Source organism: Streptomyces sp. NPDC037288, assembly GCF_055603265.1.
This window is the reverse complement of record NZ_JBVJVY010000044.1, coordinates 13,529-36,050: the sequence shown is the minus strand read 5'-3', so window position 1 is coordinate 36,050 and position 22,522 is coordinate 13,529. Positions and strand designations below refer to the sequence as shown.

Sequence of the window (22,522 nt, the reverse complement as noted above, 5' to 3'; positions counted from 1 at the left end):
CGGCCTTCGCCCGCTGAAGCGACTCGCCCGGCGACACGCACAGGGCGGCGCCGGGCGAGTCGGGCGGGCCGGTCAGGCCGCGAGGCGCTCCGCGAGCTGCTTGGCCTTCGCGGCGGCCTCCTCGAAGGCGCGGTCGCGGGAGGCCTCGTACAGCGGGACCAGCTCGGTCATCGCCGGGTTCTGCGGGGCCATGGTCAGCTCCGGGACGATGAAGTCGACGTCCAGGCCGAGGGCGTCGGCGAGGACGGCCGTGAGGTAGTTCTGGACGTACTCGTATCCCTCGCGCGGGGTGCCCGGCGCGTACGAGCCGCCCCGGCTGGCGACCACGGTCACCGGGGTGCCCTTGGCGGACGGGGCCTCGCCCGCGGTACGGCCGAGGAGGACGACGTTGTCCAGCCAGGCCTTCAGCGTCGAGGGAATCGAGAAGTTGTACATCGGGGCGCCGATCAGTACCGCGTCGGCCTGCTCCAGCTCCTCGATGAGCCGGACGCGCTCGTCGAAGGCCGCGGCCTGCCCGGGCGTGTGCGAGGCCGGGTCGGCGAAGCCGGCGGTGTGCGCGTCGGCGGTGATGTGCGGGACGGGCTGCGCCGACAGGTCGCGGTAGACGACCGTGCCGTCGGGGTGCTGCTCCTGCCAGTGCGCGCGGAAGGCCGCCGCCACGGCGCGCGAGGTGGAGGCCTCGGCGGGGGACACGGACGAGTCGATGTGCAGCAGGGTGGCCATGGTGACTCCAGAACGGGATGAAGAGGGACAAGGGGCGAGGTGGCCCGCGACGGCGCTCGCCGAGGGCTGAGCTTTTGTACCTGACTATCTCTAACACAGGGACTTACTTTTTTTCATCCCCCTACGTCGGGGTAGTACCCTGATCACATGGCGGCGGACGTGACCCACGACAGCGCGGCGTGCAAGCGGGTGGACGAGGGCATCACCCGTGTCTTCCAGCTGCTCGGAAAGCGCTGGAGCGGCCCGATCGTGGCCGTCCTCGTGGAGCAGCCCGCACACTTCGCCGACCTGCGCCGGGCCGTCCCCGGCATCAGTGAGCGCATGCTGTCCGACCGGCTCGCGGAACTCGGCGCGGCCGGACTCGTGCTCCGCCAGGTCGACGAGGGGCCGCCGCTGCGGGTGTCCTACCGGCTGACCGAGGCAGGGGCCGCCCTGGAACCGGCGCTCCGGGAACTGGCCGAGTGGGCGAAGTCGCACCTGCCCGACAAGCCGCCGTGCCCCGGCATGGACCGCGAGCGGTCACCCCGGTCGCAGGCTTAGCGCCCGGCCGCGGACACCACGGTGGGCGCCGCGGGCCACCCGTCGTGCGCCTACGGCAGGGTCGGACCGGGACCTGATCCGTCGCAGGACACCGGTGCCTTCCGCCGAACGGTGTGACCGGGGCCGTGTGAGGGGCGGGGGTTGTCCCCCCGCCGATGCACCGGCTGGCCGGATGGTGCGCGCCGGGGCGCGTCGGCGACGGTGGTCTTCCGCCAACCGACGTCGGAAGGACATGCTCGTGCGCACCCTGACGGCCACCGTCGCCACCCTGGTCCTCGCCGCCGGAGCCGTGCCGGCCGCGACCGCCGCCCGAACGGGGCCGCCCGGTACCGACGGGGTGTGGCGCATGGACGGTTACGGCACCGTGCTCGTGCTCGGCGGGGGAGTGCTGCAGGAGTACCAGACGGCCTCCGTCAGCTGCCTGAAGGGCGACACCTCGCGGCAGACCGGCCCCGGAACGTACGCGGCCCCGGACGGCTCCATGCTCACCGTACGGACCGTGCACGACCGCGATCACGCCCTGCTCTTCGCCGACAGTTCGGTGGGACACCGGAAGCTGCGCCGCCTGAGCGCCCTGCCCGCCGACTGCACACGACCGGCCCCCACCGACCCGCGCACCGCATTCGACGTCTTCTGGCACACCTTCGAGGAGAACTACCCCTTCTTCACCCAGAAGGGCATCGACTGGCACGCCGTCCGCGACCGGTACCGGCCGCTGGTGCACAAGGACACCACCAAGGACGAACTCTTCGGGATCCTCAGCCGGATGGTGCGTCCGCTGTACGACGCCCATGTCACGGTGATGGACGGCGGCCGCGTCTTCGGCCAGGTCCGCCCCGGCACGGAGAACCCGGGCCCGGAACTGGACGCCGAGGTCAAAAAGTTCGTCCTGGCCCGCGACCTCAGGGACGCCCTCCACCGTCAGGACTTCGCCGCCGGCCGCATCACCTACGCCGACCTGCGGGGCGGCCTCGGCTATCTGCGGATCTCCGGCTTCGGCGGCTACGCCGGCGACGGCGCGCCGTACACCGCCGAACAGGCCGTACTAGACCGGGCGTTGAACACCGTGCTCACCCCCGGCCGTACCGAACGGCTCAAAGGGCTCGTCATCGACCTGCGGGTCAACGGCGGCGGCTCCGACAGCCTCGGCATCCGCATCGCCCAGCGGCTGACCGACACGCCGTACACCGCGTACGCGAAGCGGGCCCGCAACGACCCGGCCGACCCCACCCGTCGCACCCGCCCCGAACCCGTCCGCGTCGTCCCGGCCGACGCGCCCCGCTACACCGGCCCCGTCGCCGTCCTCACCGGCGGCTCGACGGTCAGCGCGGGCGAGACCTTCACCCAGGCCCTCCTGGACCGGCCCGGGCCGACCGTGCGGATCGGGCAGCCCACCCAGGGCGTCTTCTCGGACGTGATGGTGCGCTCCCTGCCCGACGGCCTGTTCTTCGGCCTGCCGAACGAGGAGTACCTCACCCGCACCGGCCGCGCCTTCGACGGCACGGGCATCCCGCCGCAGCTGACCGAACCGGTCTTCACCAAGGAGGAGTTCGCGAAGAACCGTGACTCGGCCTTCGACCGGGCCGTGAACCTGCTGAGCGGGCGCGGCTGAGCAGGCTCAGTCCACCGGCCAGGTGTGGACGGGCGCGTTGAGATGCATGTAGTCGATGTACAGCTGGGTCATCCGGCGCAGCGCCTCGTGCCGGCCCGCGTGCGCGGCGGCGTCGAGGTGGTGGAACATCTCCTTCTGCCACACGGCGCCGTTGCGCGCCGTCACACAGCGCTGCTCGATGATGCCGAGCAGCGGCTCCCGCCACGCCGCGTCCATGCCGGAGTGCTCCAGGCCCCGGTGCGCCAGCGGCAGCAGCCGCCGCAGGACCAGTTCCGGCACCGGCACCTCGCCCATCCCCGGCCAGTACAGCAGGGCGTCGATGCCGTGCCGGGCGGCGGTGTGCAGATTCTCCTCGGCGGCCGCGAACGACATCCGCGACCACACCGGCCGGTCCTCCTCCACCAGGGCGCGGGTGAGCCCGTAGTAGAAGGCACCGTTGGCGAGGGTGTCGGCGACGGTCGGTCCGGCGGGCAGCACCCGGTTCTCCACCCGGATGTGCGGCAGGTCGTGCGAGACGGCGTACACCGGGCGGTTCCAGCGGTAGATCGTGCCGTTGTGCAGGGTCAGTTCGCCGAGTTCGGGGGTGTCTCCGCGGTCCAGCGTCTCCACCGGGTCCTGCTCGTCGCACAGCGGGAGGAGCGCGGGGAAGTAGCGCAGGTTCTCCTCGAAGAGGTCGAAGACGCTGTTGATCCACCGCTCGCCGAACCACACCCGGGGCCGTACGCCCTGCACCTTGATCTCGTCCGGGCGGGTGTCCGTGGCCTGCTCGAACAGCGGGACACGGGTCTCGTGCCACAGCTCCTTGCCGAACAGGAACGGTGCGTTCGCCGCCAGCGCGACCTGGACCCCCGCGATGGCCTGTGCCGCGTTCCAGTAACCGGCGAACTCCTCGGGCGACACCTGCAGATGGAACTGCGTGCTGGTGCACGCGGCCTCCGGGGTGATCGTGTCCGCGTACGTCCGCAGCCGGTCCACACCGTCCACCTCGATGCGCAGGTCCTCGCCCCGGGCCGCGAAGATCTGGTCGTTGAGCAGCTGGTAGCGCGGGTTCTCCGACAGGGATTCCTCGCCGATGTCCTCCTGGCGCAGGGTGGGCAGGATCCCGATCATGATCAGCCGGGTGCCGATCGACCTGGCCCGCTCGTCGGCGTGGTTCAGCGCGGCGCGGATCTCCGACTCCCACGCGTCGGGTCCGCCCGCGATCAGCCGCCGGGGCGGGACGTTGATCTCCAGATTGAACCGGCCCAGCTCGGTGGACCAGGCGGGGTCGGAGATCGCCTTCAGCGCATCGGTGTTGCGCATCGCCGGCTCGGCGTCCTCACCCACCAGGTTCAGCTCTATCTCCAGGCCGACCTGCGGCCGCTCGGACTCGAACCGTGACTCGCGCAGCATCTGCGCCAGCGCGTCGAGGCACTCGTGCATCTTGATCCGGTACCGGCGGCGGTCCTCGCGGGTGAAGACGAGCGCCGGGACGTCGCGTCCCATCGGCCCTCCAGGATTTCCCCTCGTCGCAGACCTCTCCACCCAGAGTCGCACCATCACGCGAGCCCCACCAAGCGTGGCCCGCAGCCGCGCGGCGGTGGACCTCCGCGCCGGAGTCTCTCGTAAGAGGCACGTCGACACCGCGCTCGCCCAGAGTTCGGCCGTGCACGGCACGTGGTCGCGGCGGATGCGGTCGGCGAGCGGTGCGGTGCCGTTGAAGCGGGCGGCGCTCGTCGCCCCCGCGTCCGGATCCGGCAGGACCACGCACGCGCCGCCGCCGGTGCGGCCGGAGGTGCGCGGCGAGCAGTGCCGGCCGGAGCCGAACGTGGCCGGCATCAGTGCCAGCCCCCACCGCGCGGGGACGCCGATCGCCTCGCCGACGACCCCGGCGGGACGCTGATCGCGGACGAGGGCGGCGCACGTCTCGTCGCGGAGCACCCGTCGGCCGTTGCGGAGTCGGCCGGCGCGCACGACCTCGGCGGCGACGGCCGCCTCACCGAAGGATCCGGCCACGCAGGCGCCGGGGCAGCCCCGGGTGACGTGGAACCGGGCGACGCGGGCCGCTGCCGCTGCGGGCCCCGGGCGGGGAAAGTCGGCGAAGGCTGTCCTGCCGCGGCGGGGGTGATCCCCGAGACCAGCAGGTACCCGGTGTGGCCGGGACAGGCCGCCCGCCGCCCCGCAGGCCACTCGGGATCGGCGTCCGTGGCGCAGATCAGCGCGATCAGCGCGATCAGCGCGGCCCGGCTCCCAGGCCCGGGGCGAAGGCGGCCGTGGCCGGTGGCCTGGACGCCGAGAACCTCGGCACAGCCGAGTGCGCACTCAGCGGAACGCCCGGCGACCCCTCGCCGAGTGCCGACATCCATGACGGTCCGGCCGGCAACACCCTCACCTGCTCCCCCGCGCAGGTGCCGGCTTCGCGTGAACGCCCGTACGTACAGCTCCCGTTGCCGGGCCGGCCGGCCGTCGGTGCGGGATCGTGCTGGCTCCGGTGGGCGGAGATTGCGAAGATGGGCCCATGACCACCTCGCAGGGCGCTCGCCGGCCCACGATCGCCGACGTCGCCGCCGCGGCGTCGGTGTCGCGGACCACGGTGTCCCACGCCCTCAACGGCATCGGCAAGGTCGACCCACGGACCCGCGAACGCATCAAGAAGATCGCCGCCGAGCTGGGGTACCGGCCCAACCTGCGCGCCCAGCGGCTGCGCCGGGGCCAGGCCAAGGCCATCGCGCTGGCGTCCTCGATGCCGTTCGCGGTGGCCGGCGGCCCCTCACGGCTCGGCTTCTACATGGAGGTGGCCGCCGCGGCGGCCGAGCGGGCCCTCGTCCACGACTACGCCCTGGTGCTGATCCCGCCCGTGCGGTCCGGAGCCGCGCTGTACTCCGTCGACATCGACGGCGCGATCGTGGTCGAGCCCGAGGCGGACGACGCGGCCGTGGCCCAACTGCGCGAGCGCGGACTGCCGTACGTCGCCCTGGGCCGGCCCACCGCGCCCGACGACGACGCCCCCTACGTGGATCTGCACGGCGGCAGGGTGGTCGAACTGCTTCTGGACCATCTGCGCGACCAGGGCGCCCGCAGCCCGGCACTCATCGTCGGCGCGGGCACCCGCCACTCCTCGGTCGACGCCCGCGCGGTCTACGAACAGACCGCCGCCGCGCACGGCTGGCCGCCGATCGTCGCCACCGCCCCGGAGGAGGGCGGCGAGCAGGCGGGGTACGACCGATGCGCCGCGCTGCTCGCGCAGCACCCCGGCATCGACGCGCTGTGCGTGCTGGTCGACGCCTTCGCCGTCGGCGCCGTACGGGCACTGCGGGAGGCGGGACGCCGTGTTCCCGACGACGTCATGGTCGTCACCCGGTACGACGGGCTGCGCGCCCGCACCTGCGAACCGCCGCTCACCGCGGTCGACCTGCGGCTGGACCGCGCCGCCGCGGACGCGGTGGAACTGCTGCTCGCCCGGCTGGGCGCGGGCCCGGCCACCGGCCCGGCCGGGCCCGCGGCGACCGGCGGCGGGCTGCCCTCCGCCGCCCCCCGGCTCGTCCTGCGCACCTCGTCGCTGCGCCGCCCACCGCCCGGGACCGGCGGAACGCGCACGTGGACGGCGTAGACACGGGGACGGCGTAGACCGGGGTCCGACCGGCGACGGTGTGGAACAGGGTCCGTCCGGCGGCGGGGGACAACGGGGCCCGTCCGACAGCAGGGCACAGCGGGGCCCGTCCGTCAGAGGTGTGTCACGTCCCCGTCATCAGCACCACCCCGGACACCAGGGCGAAGACGAGGACGAACGCCCGCATCCGCCGCGCGTCGACCCGACGGTGCGCGAGCCGGCTCAGCCAGGCCCCCGCGGCGAGCGCCGGCAGCAGCAGGAGTGCCCAGCCCATGTCCGCCGGACGTCCCCGCCCGGTGACGAACAGCAGGAGGAGTGAGGCGACTTCGCCCACCAGGAAGCAGGCGGCGACCGTCGCCCGCAGCTCGCCCGGCGGCCGGTGCTGGTAGACGAGGGCGAGGGGCGGGCCGCCCACTCCGGTCGCGGTCTCGGTCAGCCCGGTGACGACACCGGCGCCCACATAGGCTCCGCGCCCGGGCACGAACGACGGCACGACGAGACTCACCACGGCCGCCAGTACCGTTGCCGCGCCGACGACGGCTCCGAGCGCGCCCTGCGGGATCGCCCACAGCAGCGCCAGCCCCGCCGGTGTCGCCGTCAGCCGCGCCGCCGTGATCCACCGGGCGCCGCGCAGATCGAGACTGTGCCGCTCGCGCCAGGCGACGTACAGGTTGAGCGGGATCATCGCGGTCAGCACGAACACCGGTAGCAGCGCCGGATCGACGAGACCGGCGACCGGCGCGACGATCAGTGCGAACCCGAGGCCGCTGGTCCCCTGCACGAACGCCGCCGCCGCGACGGTCAACGCCAGTACCGCCAGGGTGCCGGCGCTCATCGCCGGCCACCGGGACAGGGCGCGGAGAGGGCGGAGCCGTACGGGTGCCCATGGGGCGCTGGGACGGTGGGGGTGTTCCCGGCCGTGAGTGTGGTCCGCGGGGACGCGGAGGCGTCCGGCGTCGCCGCCCGCTGCCGTGCGGTCACCGATGTCGGATGGGTCCGTGCCACCCCGGCGCGCCGTACCACGCGCGGGCCCAGTTCGGCGGCCCGTCGCACCAGTGCCGGTCCGTCCCAGTCCGGCGGCCAGCCGTGCCACAGGCGCAGCCGGCCGGCGACGAACACGGCGGTGAGCTGGTCCCGGTTGCCGCGCCGGACCAGCTCCCACGGCAGGTCCCAGGACGGCTGCATCTCCGGCCCCCCGACGTCCACCAGGAGGAAGTCCGCGGCGGCACCGGACACGACGCGTCCCGTGCGCCGGCCGAGTCCGACTGCGTCCGCGCCGCCCGCCGTGGCCCGCTCCCACCACGTCCAGCCGGCGCCGCAGGAGGAGTCGCCGCTGGCCAGGCCGTAGGCGAGCCGCTGAGCGAACTCCGCCGCGTCCGCGAGCCGGAAACCGTCCCCGCGCGTCCCGTCGGTGCCCAGGCCGAACCGGATGCCGCGCTCGGCGAAGGCGGTCGCGGGGGCGACGGCGTTGCCCTTCCACGCGCTGGCGACCGGGTTGTAGCTCACCGCCGTGCCGCTGTCCGCGAGCAGCGTGACCTCGGCCGGGGTGAGCAGCGTCGCGTGCGCGGCCAGCAGCTGCGGGCCCAGCGCGCCCACATGGTGCAGATACTCCAGGGGCCGCAGCCCGTGCCGGACCAGGGACCGCTCGACGGCGACGAGGTGTTCGTTCACGTGGATCTGTACGACCGTGCCCGCGTCGGCGGCGAGCCGCGCCGTCGCCGCCAGCGTGTGTGCGGTCGCGGCCTCCGGCACGGAGACGGCGAGCGAGGGATGGACCAGGTCGTCGGCGCCGTAGCGCGCGAGGTGCTGCTCGGCGGCGGCGAGCACGGCCCGCGGATCCGCGTCGTCGCCGGTGCCGTCGGAGGCGTCGTTGCAGATCAGCCCCAGCACGCAGCGGATGCCCGCGTCGCGCGCGGCCGAGGCCACCACGTCCACGTCCACCGTGGCCCGGGTCCCCGACTCGGCGACCGTCGTGAAACCGCCCCGCAGGGACTCCAGCGCGGCCAGTTTCGCGGCGACGTACGCCGACTCCTCGTCCAGGGCGCGCTCCAGCGGCACCCACACCCGGCGGAAGATCTCCGACGGCTCCCCGAAGGCCAGGGCACCGCCGAAGCTCTGCGTCAGATGGTGGTGGGCGTCGACGAAACCCGGCATCAGCACCTGTCCGGGCAGCCGGACGGGGGTCAGCGACGGGTGCGTACGGACGATCCGCTCGACCGGGCCGACGTCGCCGAACACGCCGTCCCGTACGACCACCGCGTGCAGCTCCAGCGGGCCGTCGGGGGTGAGCGTCACGTCGGGGACCAGCAGCAGCGCGTCATGGCGGAGCCGGTCGGGGGTCAGGTCGGTCATGCTTCTCCGTTGTTCGAAAGGGGAAGAGGGGCTGTGCGGGAGGTCAGACACGGGCGGCGGGACCCGGCGCCTCGGCCGGCACGGCGGCGGTGGTGTCCGCGGGGTGCCGCCCCAGGTGGTGGAAGACGACGTTGAGGACGGCGGCGACGAGGGCGCCCACGGCGACCCCGCTCTCCAGCAGGATCCGCACGCCGGACGGGAAACCGGCGTACACACCGGGCACCAGGATCGGCAGCAGCCCCAGCGCGACCGCGACCGCGCAGGTCACCGTGGCCGTGTGGTCCTCGAGCCGGGCCCGGCCGAGCATCTGCACGCCGAGGACGGTGATCACCGCGAAGACGACCATCGCGGCTCCGCCGACCACCGCCGACGGCATCACGGTGATCGCCCGCGCGACCGGGGTCACAAAGCCGAGGACGACGAGAACGACGCCCGCGGCGGCCGTGACATACCGGCTGCGCACGCCGGTGACCCGGACGATGCCGATGTTCTCCCCGCTGGTCACCATCAACGGCAGGCCGAAGCAGCCGCCGAGCAGTGAGGTCAGGGCGTCCCCGCGGATGGTGCGCGGTACGTCGGTCCGCACGTCGATGTCCTTGCCGACCGCCTCCGCGTTGATGACGGTCTGCCCGGTCGCCTCCGCCATGGACGCGAGGCTGTACAGCAGCAGGGGCAGCGCGGCGAGCAGGTCGAAGACGGGTGTGCCGAACGGCAACGGCCGCGGCACGCCCACCAGTTGGCCCGCCAGGGCGGAGCCCGGGTGGACCTGCCCGAGGGCGCAGGCGAGGGCCGTGCCGGCCGTGAGGCCGAGCAGTACGGCGAGTTGCCGCAGGACACCGCGCAGCAGCCGGGTGAACACGACGATCAGGGCGATGGTGGCGAAGGCCAGCCCGAGCCGGGCCGGATCGGCGAAGCCCGGCGTGCCGGGCTGCCCGGTGACCAGCAGCGCGCCGACCTTCACCAGGTTGACCCCGACGATCACGATCATCGTGCCGATGACCAGCGGCGGGAAGAATCTCAGCAGGCGCGCGAACAGCGGCAGCACCAGGAAGGTGAAGGCGGCGGTGAGGAGTACCGCGCCGGTCGCCGTGCGCAGTCCGTGCTGCTGCGCGATCGACAGGAACAGGATCAGTGGCGCTCCGCCCGGCAGCATCACGAACGGCAGCCGGGGCCCGAACTTCCAGGGGCCGAGTGACTGCACGAGCGAGCCGATCCCGGACAGCAGTAGGGCCGCCGAGAGCAGGTCGACGGTGATGCCGGGACTGAGCCGGAGGGTGGCGCTCATCAGGAAGATCGCGGAGATCGGTGTCGCCGCCATGACGAGGACGTGCTGCACACCGAAGAGCAGGATCCGCCCGAGGGGACGGGACTCGTCGACGGGATGTACGGGACTGGACACGTGCGGGCTCCGTTCGGCTCGCTCGGCTCAGGCCTCGACGATCCGGCCGTGGACGGCGGCCAAATCGATTTGGCCACATCGATTTGGCCGCCAGTATGGAGCCGTCGGTGGGGGATCGGTCAAGGGGTGCGGAGGGCAAGCCTGGTGCTCCTCTCGGCGACCGTCACGGCCTCGGCCCCGCAAACGGCCGGCCAAGGCTTCCCCTGTCAACTACCGGGCACACGTCGGTAGTTCCCGGTTCCAGGGCCGCCTTGCCGGGTGGCGGGGGCGGCACGGCCTGCGGCGGCGGCGGGGGAGACGCCGACGGCGCGCGAGCCGGGGGAAGCAGGTCCCGGTGCCGAGACGGTGCAGCCCATGGCCCGGTGCCCGCGTCACCCGGCCGGACCGGCTCCGCTGGCCCGCGGGCGATCGGCGTCGGAGGGTCTGTAACAAGATCGGGAAGTCGAGGCTTTCGGCCGACCGGTCGCAGAGTCGTCCCCCCGTGTTCGTGACGAGGCGGGCCGACACGCCGGGGCGGGGAACGGTAAATCCATGCGCTCGGGTCGTTCCCCGCCCCTTCTGTCCCCGCTCGGGCCCACTGCGCGACCGTGCGCATCCCGTCCTGCTCCCGCCGTGGCCCGAAGCGCCCCGCCCCGGCTCCGGCGGGACGTTCACCGTCCCGGCATCAGCCGGACGGCTCCTCCGGGTTCCATCACCTACGACGGCCGGGAACTGGCCTGGTCCCGGTGCCGGCCGCACGGCCACCGCCGGCACAGCGGTGTCCCGGCGCTCAGTTTCCGTCGGGCGGGTCTGCGCGCTGCGTCCCGGGAGCGCGCCAGCCGCCCGTGACCTCCTTGGTCGGCTTGTGCGGAAAGCGGCGTTCGTCGTATCGCTGCGCCTGCGAGCCCGGCAGGACGTACAGGGTCTCGGTCTTGTCCTGGAGGGGACGCAGGACCGTGTCCAGGAAGGTTCTGCGGTCGTCGAGGTAGGGGCCGAGCACGTCCTCGCCGGCGGGACAGACGGCTACGCAGTAGCCGGACTTGTAGCTGGGTTTGAAGGCGAGGCTCTGCCACATCGACGCGTTCTCCGGGTCGGTGACCCGGGAGCGGAAGTCGGCGGCGTCCTCGCTGTCGGCCACGGTCTGCGCCCAGTCGGTGAACCCGCTCATGAACTCCCGGTAGTTGTGTGTCGTGCAGGCCAGGGCGTCGAACGTGCCGTCCCTGCCGATCGCGCCCACCGGGCAGGCGGCCACGCACAACTTGCAGTCCACACAGGGGCTGTGGTCCAGCTCCTGCCCGTACGCGCTGACCGGAGCGTCCACGAGCACCGTGGCGAGCAGCACGAAGTTGCCGAAGCGGGGGTGGATGACGTTGCGGTGCAGCCCCATCACACCCAGGCCGGCGGCCACGGCGACCGTCTTGTGGGCCACCACCCAGATACGACCCGGAAAGCGTTCCATCTCCTGCGGAAACCCGGCCGACGGGTTGAGCGCGCGATGGCCGGCGTCCTCCAGCGCCCGGGCCACCGTACGGGCCGCCGCGTTGACCTGTTCGTCGGTCTGGTGGAACTCCTGGTTGGCCACGCTGCGCGCGGGCGAGCGCGTGTTGTTGCGGTTCATGCGGACCACCAGCGAGACCAGCGAGCGCGTTCCCGGCAGCGCGGCCAGCGCGTGCTCGCGTTCTCCGGCGAGGCCGGGATGGTCCAGGCTCACCGCTGCCGCGTCGTCCGCGCCGGCCTCCAGGCACAGTGCGCGCAGCCACGCCGCGTCGATCACCGGGGGCGGCGCGGGCCGGCCGCCGGACGACCGAGCGGCCAGTAAGGCTCGCACGGACGGGTGGGTGGCGAGTTTGGCGGGCAGCCTGTGACCTGCTGCTTCCTCGGTGGTGTCCTGCTCGCGCATCCTGCCCCTCCCGGTTAAGTTTGAATTCCAAACTCACTATGCCGGTCGGCCGGGCCTTCAGGCAAGGGGTGACTCGGTGGGTACCGGTCGGGTGCGCTTGCGCGTGGAAACCGATCGGTTTACGGTTGCTGGAAACCGATCGGTTTTCTCTCGGGAGATGAACATGACTTCGATCAAGGACTCGGTCGTACTGGTCACCGGCGGCAGCCGTGGTCTGGGCAAGGCGCTGGTGGAGGAGTTGTACAGGCGCGGAGCCGCCAAGGTGTACGCCACGGCTCGCGACCCGCGCACCGTGTCCCACCCCGACGCCGAGCCGCTCGCCCTTGAGGTCACCGACCCCGCCTCGGTCGAGGCCGTGGCGGCGCGGGCCCAGGACGTCACGATCCTGGTCAACAACGCCGGCGTCTCGCTCGGCGCGAGGTCCTTCCTCGACACTCCCGTCGACGTCATACGCCGCGAATTCGAGATCAACTTCTACGGTCCGCTGCTGGTCACCCGGTCCTTCGTCCCGGTCGTCGAGCGCAACGGCGGCGGACACCTCCTCAACGTCCACTCCGTCCTCTCCTGGCTCGGCGTCGCCGGCTCGTACAGCGCCACCAAGGCCGCCCTGTGGTCCCAGACGAACTCCCTGCGCCTGGAGCTGCGTTCCCGTGGCATCGCCGTCACCGGGCTGCACGTCGGCTACATCGACACCGACATGACCACGAACATCGACGCACCCAAGTCCGCTGCGGGCGACATCGCCACCCTGGCGCTGGACGGCGTCGAGTCCGGGGCGCACGAGGTCCTGGCGGACGACCTCACCCGGAGCGTGAAGGCGGGGCTGTCCGGGGATCTGGCGGCGCTCTATCCGCAGCTCGCCGAGTGAGGAAGCCTTGCACCACGGCGACCGCGCGTTCGGCGCCTCGACAGAGGATGCCCGGCCGCCCCTCCACCGCCGGCCGCGATCAACTCCGCGGCCAGGTCCGGCAGGAACCCCCGGAAGAAGCCAGCCTCCTCCTCGCGTGCCCTCGCGCGCCAGGGAGGACATCACGCTCGGCCAGCCGTGCACCCATGACCACGGGCCGGTGTGGGACGCCATCGACGCCGTCGGCATGCGCGAGGCGGTCGAGCGGCTTCCGCACGGGCTCGACACCCCGCTCGACCGGGAGACCTTCGGAGGTGCCGGGCTGTTCGGCGGACGGTTTCAGCGCCTGGCGTGCGGCCGTGCACTGCAGCGCCGTGACGGACCCGCGTGGCGCGCACCAGATCTTCCGCGCACCAGATCTTCCTGGAGAGGGCGGGCGCATAGGATCGCCGGCATGGCGTTGCGACCTGTTCAAGTGAACATAAAGGCTCTTGACGGCTCGGCGGTCGGCCGGTTCTGGGCGGAGGCGCTCGGCTGGAGTGCTCACAGCCCCGGGGTGACCACCTACGCCGGACCCGGCGGCGGGCTCGTCTGGCCGGAGCCGGTCGGTGTCGGCATCGACGTCGTTCCCGTCCCGGAACCCAAGACCACGACGAAGAACCGTGTGCACCTCGATCTCGCCAGCACCTCCGCGGACCATCAGGTGGAGCTGGTCGCGCGCCTGAAGGCTCTCGGCGCGACGCCCGCCGACGTGGGCCAAGGCGAGGTGCCGTGGACGGTCCTCGCCGATCCGGAGGGCAACGAGTTCTGTGTGCTGGAGCCCCGGGAGATCTACCGGGACACCGGGCCGATCGCCGCGGTGGTGGTCGACTGCGCGGATCCGCGGGCCATGGCCCGGTTCTGGGGTGAGGCGACGGACTGGACCCTGCACGAGGTGACCGACGAGCACGCGTCGTTGCGCTCCGCCAAGGGTGTCGGCCCGTATCTGGAGTTCCTCCGCACGCCCGACGTGAAGACCGTGCCGGACCGCGTCCATCTTGACCTGCTGCCGTACCCCGGTGGCGACAAAGCGGCGGAGGTGGCCCGGCTGCGGGCCCTCGGCGCCACCGACCTCGACGTCGGTCAGGGCGACGTTCCGTGGACGTGCCTGGCCGACCCGGAGGGCCACGAGTTCTGCGTCCTCGCCCCGTCCTGACGCGGAGCCTCGACGACACCCCGACACGTGAGCCTTGCGTGTTCGTGCGCCATGACCCCGGAGGGGCCGGGGTGCGTCGTCTCGGTCGATTCGGGCGGCGAGAGCTTGCGTGTCGGGGCGGTGATCAGCTCGCTCGCCGACCACAACACCCAACTCGCCGACTCAGGCGCCAAGTCACATCACGGGCGCCGAGGAGGTCGGCTCAAGGCACGGATCAGATCCTTGTCGGCGGCCTAGGGAGGCTCGGCTGACTCGCGGTCACCGTCGTCGTCTGCGGGCGGCCGCGTCATCGTGCACGGCGGTTACGACGACCTCGTCCCCGCCGACGGCCTCTTCGCCGAACTCGTCGCCCTGGCCGAGGAGCGGTGACGCGGCGGACCAGTTCGCGGAGCAGGGCCGGAGCCGACGGCGGGGAGGGCCGGGGGACCGGAGGAGGGTACGGCCCGAGCCGACGTAAGCATGCCCGAGCCGGCGGAAGCGTGGCCCGAACCGACGTAAGCATGCCCGAACCGACGTAAGCATGGCCCGAACCGGCGGAAGCGTGGCCCGAACCGGCGGAAGCGTGGCCCGAACCGACGTAAGCATGCCCGAACCGGCGGAAGCGTGGTCCGAACCGGCGGAAGCGTGGCCCGGATCGCCGGAAGCATGCCCGAACCGGCCGAAGCATGGCCCGAACCGGCGGAAGCGTGGCCCGGATCGACGCGGCGTCGGCCGGATCCACCCCGATACGATCATGATCACGCAGACGGAGAAGTCCCGCCCATGCCCGAGCCCCGCGCCGCAGCGCACCCGGCGGGACCACACCGACGAGGGGAACCGCACCATGGAGTACGTCAAGCTCGGCACGAGCGGCCTGGAAGTCTCCCGGCTGGCGCTGGGCTGCATGAGCTACGGCGTTCCCGACCGGGGGCCGCACCCGTGGACCCTGGACGAGGACGCCGCCCGCCCGCTCATCCGCCAGGCCCTGGACGCGGGGATCACGTTCTTCGACACGGCCAACAGCTATTCCGCCGGCACCAGCGAGGAGATCGTCGGCAGGGCGCTCGGGGAGCTGACCCGGCGCGAGGACGTCGTGATCGCCACCAAGGCCTACTTCGCGGTGGAGAACGGCGCGGCCCGCAGCGACCGCCCCAACCGGTCGGGCCTGTCCCGCAAGGCGATCATGACCGAGATCGACCACAGCCTGCGCCGGCTCGGCACGGACTACGTCGACCTCTACCAGATCCACCGCTTCGACCCCGACACCCCGGTCGAGGAGACCATGGAGGCGCTGCACGACGTGGTCAGGGCCGGCAAGGTCCGCTACCTCGGGGCGAGTTCGATGTACGCCTGGCAGTTCGCCAAGCTGCAGCACACGGCGGAGCGGCACGGCTGGACGAAGTTCGTGTCCATGCAGAACCACTACAACCTCCTCTACCGCGAGGAGGAGCGGGAGATGCTGCCGCTCTGCGCCGACCAGGGCGTGGGCGTGATCCCGTGGAGCCCCCTCGCCCGTGGCCGCCTCACCCGCGACTGGGACGCCGCCAGCGTCCGCAGCGAGACCGACGCCTTCGGCCGGACCCTGTACCAGCCGGACGACAAGCGGATCGTCGACGCCGTCGCCGCGATCGCCGCCCGCCGTGGTGTCCCGCGCGCCCAGGTGGCCCTGGCCTGGGTCGCGTCCCGGCCGGGTATCACCGCACCCATCGTCGGTGCCACCAAGGCCCATCACATCCCGGACGCGCTGGCCGCGCTCGACCTCCGGCTCACCGACGACGAGGTGCGGGAGCTCGAGGAGCCGTACACGACCAGGGGGATCAGCGGTCACTGAGGCCGAGCGCGCCTCACGCCGCCACCCCGCGCCCGTCTGACCGCTCCCTGGACAGACGGGCGTACCGGTATCTAGAGTCCTCGTCCAGGAATGGAAAATTAGTCCAATCGGCCGATGTGCAGGTGTGCGGCCGCTGGGACGGGGACGAGGAGACCGCCATGGCCGCCGCCGCTTCACGCGTAACGTTCGACGACGTCCGAGCCGCCGCCGCGCGCATCGAAGGCGTCGCCCACCGCACCCCCGTCCTCACCTCGCGCACCCTGAACGCCCTCGTCGGCGCCGAGGTGTTCATCAAGTGCGAGAACTTCCAGCGCGCCGGTGCCTTCAAGATCCGCGGCGCCTACAACGCCGCCGCCCGGCTCTCCGTGGAACAGCTGGCCAAGGGCATCGCCGCCTACTCCTCCGGCAACCACGCCCAGGCCACCGCCCTCGCCGCCCGCGAACTCGGCACCAGCGCGGTCATCCTGATGCCCGAGGACGCCCCGCGCTCCAAGCGTGAGGCAACCGCCGGATACGGCGCCGAGATCGTCACGTACGACCGCTACACACAGGACCGCACCGCGCTCGGTACGGCGCTGGCCGAGGACCGCGGCCTCGTCCTCATCCCGCCCTACGACCACCCCGACGTCATCGCCGGACAGGGCACCGCGGCGCTCGAACTCCTCGACGAGACCGGTCCGCTCGACGCCCTGGTCGTACCCGTCGGGGGCGGCGGCCTGATCGCGGGAAGCGCCACCGCCGCCAAGGCCCTGCACCCCGGCATCCGGATCATCGGCGTGGAGCCGGAAGAGGGGGACGACACCAGGCGCTCCCTGGAGTGCGGCACCCGTGTCACCCTGCCCGTGCCCCGGACCATCGCCGACGGTCAGGCCCTGCCCACGCCCGGCGAGATCACCTTCGAGATCAACCGGCGCCTCGTCGACGCCATCGCCCTGGTCGGTGACGCGGACATCGTGAGCGCCATGCGCTTCGCCTTCGAACGTCTGAAGATCGTCCTGGAGCCCAGCGGCGCCACCGGTCTGGCCGCACTCCTGGCCGGCCACGTCGACAACCTCCCGCCCCGCATCGGCATCATCGCCTCCGGCGGCAACATCGACACCCACCGGTTCACCGAACTCCTCGGCAGCTGAAGGGCGTTACGGTGCCGCGTGAGCCGGGCCGTTCAGCAGTCGAGCCGCTGAACAGTCGAGCCGCTCAACAACCGAGCCGCTCAACAACCGGCCATGACAGGTGCACCGCGGTCCGTGCCCGCCGCCCAGAGCCGCGTCGCCGACCGGTCGGCGCCTGCCGGTCAGCCGACGTCCCCGGAACCGAAGGCGCCGCCGCCGGCCGTCCGCGGCGCGGCCCGGCGCATCGCCCGCCGACTGGGTCACGGAGTCCGACATCACCGACGCAAGCGCCGCATTTCCCCCTATCACGCCGCAAATTGTGGCTTATTACAGCCATGCACACTCCTTCGCGGCGTACCTTGCTCCGTGCCCCGCTCGCTGCCGCCGGCGCGGGATTCCTGCCTGCCCGTACCGACTCCGTTCTCCGCCCCCACCGCGGCCCCGAGGAGACCGCCCTCGGCGAGTCCGCCTTCGGCCCGCCGCGGTCCGGGACCTATGTCGACCCGTCGGGTCCGGAGGTCCTGGCCGCCGAGCGGAGACGCGGTTCCGGACCCGTGCGCAGCTTTGCGTTCACCGCCGCCCAGGCCACGCTGGACCTGGGCGGGCGGACCGTCCGGAGCTGGGCGTACGACGGCACACTGCCCGGCCGGGTGGTGCGCGTCACTGCCGGTGACGTCCTGAACCTCAGCCTCGCCAACCGGCTGCCGGCCGCCACCACGCTCCACGCGCACGGAGTGCGCCTGCGCAACGACATGGACGGCGTCCCCGCCGTCACCCAGAACGCCATCCGCCCGGGCGCCGACTTCACCTACCGCTTCACCGTCTCCCACCCGGGCACCTATCTCCTCCACTCCCATGTCGGAGTCCAGCCCGACCGGGCGCTGTACGCCCCGCTCATCGTCGACGACCCCAGGGAACCCCTCTCCTACGACAAGGAATGGGTCGTCGTCCTGGACGACTGGCTCGACGGCGTGAACGGTTCCACCCCGGACCGTGTGCTCGACCAGCTCCAGCCCGGCACGGGCATGTCCATGGGGCGCGGAGGCATGGCCATGGGTCCCGGACGCGGTGGTCTGCCGACCGGTCCCTCCCGGGTGCTGCGCACCTCGTACAGCCGGATGCTCGAGAGCCCCGGCGGCAGTGTGGCCTACCCGTACTACCTCGCCAACGGCCGCCTGCCGGCCAACCCCCCGGTGTTCCGGTGCCGTCCGGGCGACCGCGTCCGGCTGCGCATCATCAACGCGGGCTCCGAGACCGCCTTCCGGGTGGCGCTGGGCGGCCACACCATGACCGTCACGCACACCGACGGCTATCCCGTGGAGCACGCGGAGACCGACGCGCTCCTCGTCGGCATGGCCGAGCGGTACGACGTCCTGGTGACGGCCGAGGACGGCGTGTTCCCCCTGGTCGCACTCGCGGAGGGGAAGCAGGGCCAGGCACTCGCCGTGCTGCGCACCGACGGGGGGAGGAGCATTCCCGGGCGGAACGTCCGCCCGGACGAACTGGACGGGAGGGTGGTACCCGCGCGACGTCTCGTACCGGACGAGTCCGTGGCGCTGCACGACCGTGAACCCGACCGTGAGCTGCGTATCAGGGTCACCGGCAACATGCGCAGGTTCGACTGGGGCTTCGACCACCAGCCCTACGACCCTCGCAGGCGCCACCCGGTGCGCCCCGGTGAGCGGGTACGGCTCACCCTCATCAACGCCACCGACATGTGGCACCCCCTGCACCTGCACGGCCACACCTTCGCGGTCACCGGCCTCGACGGCGTGGGGACGCGCAAGGACACCGCGCTGGTGCTGCCCCACCGCAAACTCGTCGTCGACTTCGACGCCGACAACCCGGGCCTGTGGATGCTCCACTGCCACAACCAGTACCACTCGGAGAGCGGCATGATGACCATCCTCGGATACCTCAAGTGACCGGCTGATCCCGGCACTTGGTGCACTCTCGGGAACTGACCGGTTCCCGTGCCCGGCGCGGGTGCGCCTTCCCGCGCCGGGCAGCAGCCGGGAACCGGACCCCGGCCCGGGAAAACGGATGCGCCGCTCGGCACGCGTCCGTTACCGTGACGGCATGTCTACGCCCCGCATCTCCTAGCTGAGGACCCGCTTCCACGCCAGAAGTGTGTTCTCCTGCTATGTCGGAGCGTTACCCATGATCACCGCTCGTGATGTCGAGCTGCGCGCCGGTGCGCGCCTGCTTCTCTCCGGTGTCTCCTTCACCGTCTCCCCCGGGGACCGGATCGGCCTCGTCGGCCGCAACGGCGCCGGCAAGACCACCCTGATGACCGCGCTCGCCGGACGGTCCCGGCCCGCCGCCGGCACGATCACGCACACCGGTCCGGTCGGCTTCCTCGCCCAGGACTCCCGTGCCGCCGACCCCGCCGTCACGGTCACCGACCGGATCCTGTCCGCCCGCGGCCTCGACACCGCCCTGCGTGAACTGCGCAAGTCCGAGGCGGCGATGGCCGACGCCGCCCGTCCGGCGGCGCTGGAGCGGGCGATGAACGCCTATGCCCGTGCCGAGGCCGCCTTCCAGTCGGGCGGTGGCTACGCGGCCGAAGCCGAGGCCGCCCGGGTGGCCGCCGGGCTCGGGCTGCCTGAACGAGTCCTGGGCGAGCCGCTCGGCGCCCTGTCCGGCGGACAGAAGCGGCGCGTGGAACTCGCCCGCATCCTGTTCTCCGGAAGCCGCGGCACCCTGCTGCTGGACGAGCCCACCAACCACCTCGACGCCGACTCGCTCGGGTGGCTGCGCGGCTTTCTGCAAGGCCATCAGGGCGGACTGGTGGTCGTCAGCCACGACACCGCTCTCCTCGCCGACGTCGTCAACCGGGTCTTCCACCTGGACTCCGGACGGGCCGTGATCGACGTCCACAACACCGGCTGGACCACGTACACGACGCGACGCGAGACGCAGGAGCGGCGCCGTACCAGGGAGCGGGCCGGCGTCGAACGCAAGGCCGCCGCCCTGCACGCACAGGCGGACCGCATGAAGGCCCGGTCCGCCACCGCCACCATGGCCAGGAGCATGGCCCGCCGCGCCGACCGGATGCTGGCCGGGCTGGAACCGGCCCGGCGCACCGAGAAGACCGCGAGGATCCGGCTGCCCGAGCCCGCCCCGTGCGGGCGGACGCCGCTCGGCGCGATCAGCCTCGCCAAGTCCTACGGCGGCCACCGGGTCCTGCACGGGGTGGACCTGGCGGTGGACCGGGGCAGCCGCATGGTCGTGCTGGGACTCAACGGCGCCGGCAAGACCACCCTGCTGCGGATCCTCGCCGGTGCCGAGCAGCCGGACGCCGGACGCGTGGTGCGCGGGCACGGACTGCGCCTCGGCTACTTCGCCCAGGAGCACGACACACTCGACACCGGCCGCACGGTGCTGGAGAACCTGCGTGCGGCCGCACCGCACCTGGACAGCGGCGAGGCACGGCGGGTGCTGGGCGCGTTCCTGTTCAGCGGCGACGACACCGGCAAGCCCGCGGGTGTCCTGTCGGGCGGCGAGCGGACCCGGCTGGCGCTGGCCGCACTGGTCCACTCCGGGGCGAACGTCCTGCTGCTGGACGAGCCGACCAACAACCTCGACCCGGCCTCCCGGGACGAGGTCCTGGCCGCGGTCGGCACGTATCCCGGCGCCATCGTGATGGTCACGCACGACGAGGGCGCCCTCGACGCCCTCCGCCCCGACCGTGTCCTGCTCCTGCCGGACGCGGACGAGGACCTCTGGAGCGAGGACTACCGGTCCCTGGTCGCCCTCGTGTAGCCGCCAGCCCCCGGCCCCTGACCGCCGTCACGCGGTCAGAAGTGGGTGCCGCCGTCGACGCGGATCTCCGTGCCGGTGATGAACGTCCCGTCCGCCGAGGCGAGCATGGCGACGACCGACGCCACCGTCTCGGGGCCGGCGAAGCCCTGCCCGAGCGCCGGGGAGAGCTTGGCGAACAGGGTCATGTCGGCGTCCTCGGGCAGCCCCGGTCCGGTGCTCTGCCCGCTGGCGCCACTGCCGTCGGTCATCCCGGAGGAGATGGAGCCGGGCTGGACGGCGGTGAACCGGATGCCCCGCTGGGCGTACTCGGCGGCGAGGGCGTGCGTCATCGACTGGATGCCGCCCTTGCTCGCCGCGTACGCCGCCATGTACGGGTGCGCGAACTGGGCCGAGGTGGAGCTGAAGTTGACGACCGCCGCGTCCCGGCCTGCCAGCAGCGCCGGTATGGACTCGCGGATCACGAGAAAGGTGCCGACGAGGTTGACCTGCAGGATGCGGGTGAACTCCGGAAGGCTCGTCTCGTGGGTGTGCGAGGAGCGCAGGATCCCGGCGGCGTTGACCAGCACGTCCAGTCCGCCGAGCGCGGCGGTCGCGGCGGCGACCCCCTCGCGCACCGAGGTCTCGTCGGCGACGTCCACGACGAGCGGGATGAGGCGTTCCGCGTGTGCACCGGCCTTCTCGACGGTGTCCTTCAGGCCCCGCTCGCTCACGTCCGCGGCCACCACCGTGCCGCCCTCGGCGAGGAGGCGCAGCACGGTGGCCTGGCCGATGCCCGAGCCACCCCCGGTGATCAGCGCGCGGCGGCCTTCGTAGCGGTTCATGTCTTCTCCTGCCCGCCCTGCCGGTGCGCGGCGGGGCCGTTCGTGACGCCGGAACGCCTCGCTGGCGGCGTCCTCCGGCGCTTCACGTTACGCCTAGGTGACACGTTTTGCCACATCGGCATTATCTGCCGTCCCCTGGCTTCGGGCCGTACCCTTCTGGAGTGAGCACCAAGCCGCCCTCCTCGTTGACCGAGCGCCGCAAGGCCGCCACGCAGCTGGAGATCGCGCACGCGGCGGCGGACCTGTTCGCCACGCGGGGACCGCACGCGACCACGGCCGAGGAGATCGCCCGGCACGCGGGCGTCGCGCTGCGGACCTTCTACCGCTACTTCCGCTCGAAGCAGGACGCGGTGAGCCCGCTGCTCGCCGATGGAGCCGACCGGTGGCGGGCCCTGCTGGAGGCGGCGGAGCCGGGCACGGACCTGTCCCGGGCGCTGGAGACGGCGGTGGAGCGGTCGTTGGCGGCACCTGACGAAGAGGCCGCTGGAGCGCTGCTGCGGACCCGCGGGCTGCTGCGGGCGGCGGCCGACGATCCCGCGCTGCGCGCGGTGTGGTACCGCGTCAACCAGGAGTCGGAGGAACGGCTCGTCCCGGTCCTAGCCCGCCTCGCGGACGGACGTCTCGAGGCGGTTCAGGTGCGACTCGTCGCGGCGGCGGCCACGGACGCGATCCGGATCGCGCTGGAGACCTGGGCCGACACGGAGGCGGGAGTGACGGGGGAGTCCGCACCGGCCGCCCTGGCGGTCCACTGCCTGCGCCAACTGGTCGGCGGAATGGGTGCGTTGGCGCCGCACCGCAACAGCGGAGGATAGCCGGCGGGCCGTTGTCAGTGGTCGCCCTTACGGTTCGATCAGTGAGGACCTGCCGGAACGGCCGCGGGT

At 72.6% G+C, this 22,522-nt stretch carries 17 protein-coding genes; 10 read left to right on the top strand and 7 right to left on the bottom strand.

The features are described from left to right. Positions 1–72: 72 nt before the first annotated feature. Positions 73–723 (bottom strand): FMN-dependent NADH-azoreductase, encoded by a 651-nt coding sequence (locus ACZ7GZ_RS34525; RefSeq protein ID WP_471030373.1) that lies wholly within the window; start codon positions 721–723, stop codon positions 73–75. Positions 724–870: 147 nt separating this feature from the next. Here ACZ7GZ_RS34525 and ACZ7GZ_RS34520 point away from each other — a divergent pair, with 147 nt between their 5' ends. Both ACZ7GZ_RS34520 and ACZ7GZ_RS34515 read left to right on the top strand, forming a co-directional pair. Continuing rightward, a complete protein-coding gene (locus tag ACZ7GZ_RS34520; protein WP_471030371.1) occupies positions 871–1,263 on the top strand; it encodes a winged helix-turn-helix transcriptional regulator in 393 nt (130 codons plus the stop codon). A gap of 238 nt (positions 1,264–1,501) precedes the next feature. Beyond that, a complete protein-coding gene (locus ACZ7GZ_RS34515; protein WP_471030369.1) occupies positions 1,502–2,875 on the top strand; it encodes a S41 family peptidase in 1,374 nt (457 codons plus the stop codon). 6 nt (positions 2,876–2,881) lie between these two features. Here the strand turns inward: ACZ7GZ_RS34515 and ACZ7GZ_RS34510 are convergent, their stop codons facing one another. Next, entirely contained in the window at positions 2,882–4,360 is a 1,479-nt protein-coding gene (locus ACZ7GZ_RS34510; protein WP_471030412.1) for a glutamate-cysteine ligase family protein, read from the bottom strand. A gap of 1,012 nt (positions 4,361–5,372) precedes the next feature. Between ACZ7GZ_RS34510 and ACZ7GZ_RS34505 the strand changes: the two genes are divergently transcribed. Continuing rightward, on the top strand, positions 5,373–6,464 hold the full coding sequence (locus tag ACZ7GZ_RS34505) for a substrate-binding domain-containing protein (RefSeq protein ID WP_471030366.1): 1,092 nt from the start codon (positions 5,373–5,375) through the stop codon (positions 6,462–6,464). Positions 6,465–6,588: 124 nt separating this feature from the next. Here ACZ7GZ_RS34505 and ACZ7GZ_RS34500 read toward each other — a convergent pair whose 3' ends face one another. From ACZ7GZ_RS34500 to ACZ7GZ_RS34485, 4 genes are all read right to left on the bottom strand, one after another. Further along, positions 6,589–7,299: a sulfite exporter TauE/SafE family protein gene (locus ACZ7GZ_RS34500; RefSeq protein WP_471030364.1), complete on the bottom strand. Its 711-nt coding sequence runs from the start codon at positions 7,297–7,299 to the stop codon at positions 6,589–6,591. Beyond that, complete coding sequence (locus ACZ7GZ_RS34495) at positions 7,296–8,816, bottom strand: amidohydrolase family protein (protein WP_471030361.1); 1,521 nt, start codon at positions 8,814–8,816, stop codon at positions 7,296–7,298. Before ACZ7GZ_RS34495 ends, ACZ7GZ_RS34500 begins: the two co-directional genes overlap by 4 nt. A gap of 43 nt (positions 8,817–8,859) precedes the next feature. After that, a complete protein-coding gene (locus ACZ7GZ_RS34490; protein ID WP_471030359.1) occupies positions 8,860–10,215 on the bottom strand; it encodes a uracil-xanthine permease family protein in 1,356 nt (451 codons plus the stop codon). A 769-nt stretch (positions 10,216–10,984) separates the two neighbouring features. Beyond that, positions 10,985–12,094, bottom strand: coding sequence for a 4Fe-4S binding protein (locus tag ACZ7GZ_RS34485; RefSeq protein WP_471030357.1), 1,110 nt, complete (start codon positions 12,092–12,094; stop codon positions 10,985–10,987). A 163-nt stretch (positions 12,095–12,257) separates the two neighbouring features. Between ACZ7GZ_RS34485 and ACZ7GZ_RS34480 the strand changes: the two genes are divergently transcribed. From ACZ7GZ_RS34480 to ACZ7GZ_RS34455, 6 genes are all read left to right on the top strand, one after another. Further along, complete coding sequence (locus ACZ7GZ_RS34480; RefSeq protein WP_471030354.1) at positions 12,258–12,962, top strand: SDR family oxidoreductase; 705 nt, start codon at positions 12,258–12,260, stop codon at positions 12,960–12,962. A gap of 433 nt (positions 12,963–13,395) precedes the next feature. Then, on the top strand, positions 13,396–14,136 hold the full coding sequence (locus ACZ7GZ_RS34475) for a VOC family protein (protein ID WP_471030411.1): 741 nt from the start codon (positions 13,396–13,398) through the stop codon (positions 14,134–14,136). Positions 14,137–14,959: 823 nt separating this feature from the next. After that, a complete protein-coding gene (locus ACZ7GZ_RS34470) occupies positions 14,960–15,946 on the top strand; it encodes an aldo/keto reductase (protein WP_471030408.1) in 987 nt (328 codons plus the stop codon). 158 nt (positions 15,947–16,104) lie between these two features. After that, positions 16,105–17,076: a threo-3-hydroxy-L-aspartate ammonia-lyase gene (locus ACZ7GZ_RS34465; RefSeq protein WP_471030352.1), complete on the top strand. Its 972-nt coding sequence runs from the start codon at positions 16,105–16,107 to the stop codon at positions 17,074–17,076. 314 nt (positions 17,077–17,390) lie between these two features. Continuing rightward, complete coding sequence (locus ACZ7GZ_RS34460) at positions 17,391–18,980, top strand: multicopper oxidase family protein (RefSeq protein WP_471030349.1); 1,590 nt, start codon at positions 17,391–17,393, stop codon at positions 18,978–18,980. Between the two features lie 235 nt (positions 18,981–19,215). After that, positions 19,216–20,820: an ABC-F family ATP-binding cassette domain-containing protein gene (locus ACZ7GZ_RS34455; RefSeq protein ID WP_471030347.1), complete on the top strand. Its 1,605-nt coding sequence runs from the start codon at positions 19,216–19,218 to the stop codon at positions 20,818–20,820. A 35-nt stretch (positions 20,821–20,855) separates the two neighbouring features. Here the strand turns inward: ACZ7GZ_RS34455 and ACZ7GZ_RS34450 are convergent, their stop codons facing one another. Continuing rightward, on the bottom strand, positions 20,856–21,641 hold the full coding sequence (locus tag ACZ7GZ_RS34450; protein WP_471030344.1) for an SDR family NAD(P)-dependent oxidoreductase: 786 nt from the start codon (positions 21,639–21,641) through the stop codon (positions 20,856–20,858). Positions 21,642–21,802: 161 nt separating this feature from the next. Between ACZ7GZ_RS34450 and ACZ7GZ_RS34445 the strand changes: the two genes are divergently transcribed. Then, complete coding sequence (locus ACZ7GZ_RS34445) at positions 21,803–22,453, top strand: TetR/AcrR family transcriptional regulator (RefSeq protein ID WP_471030342.1); 651 nt, start codon at positions 21,803–21,805, stop codon at positions 22,451–22,453. Positions 22,454–22,522: the final 69 nt, after the last annotated feature.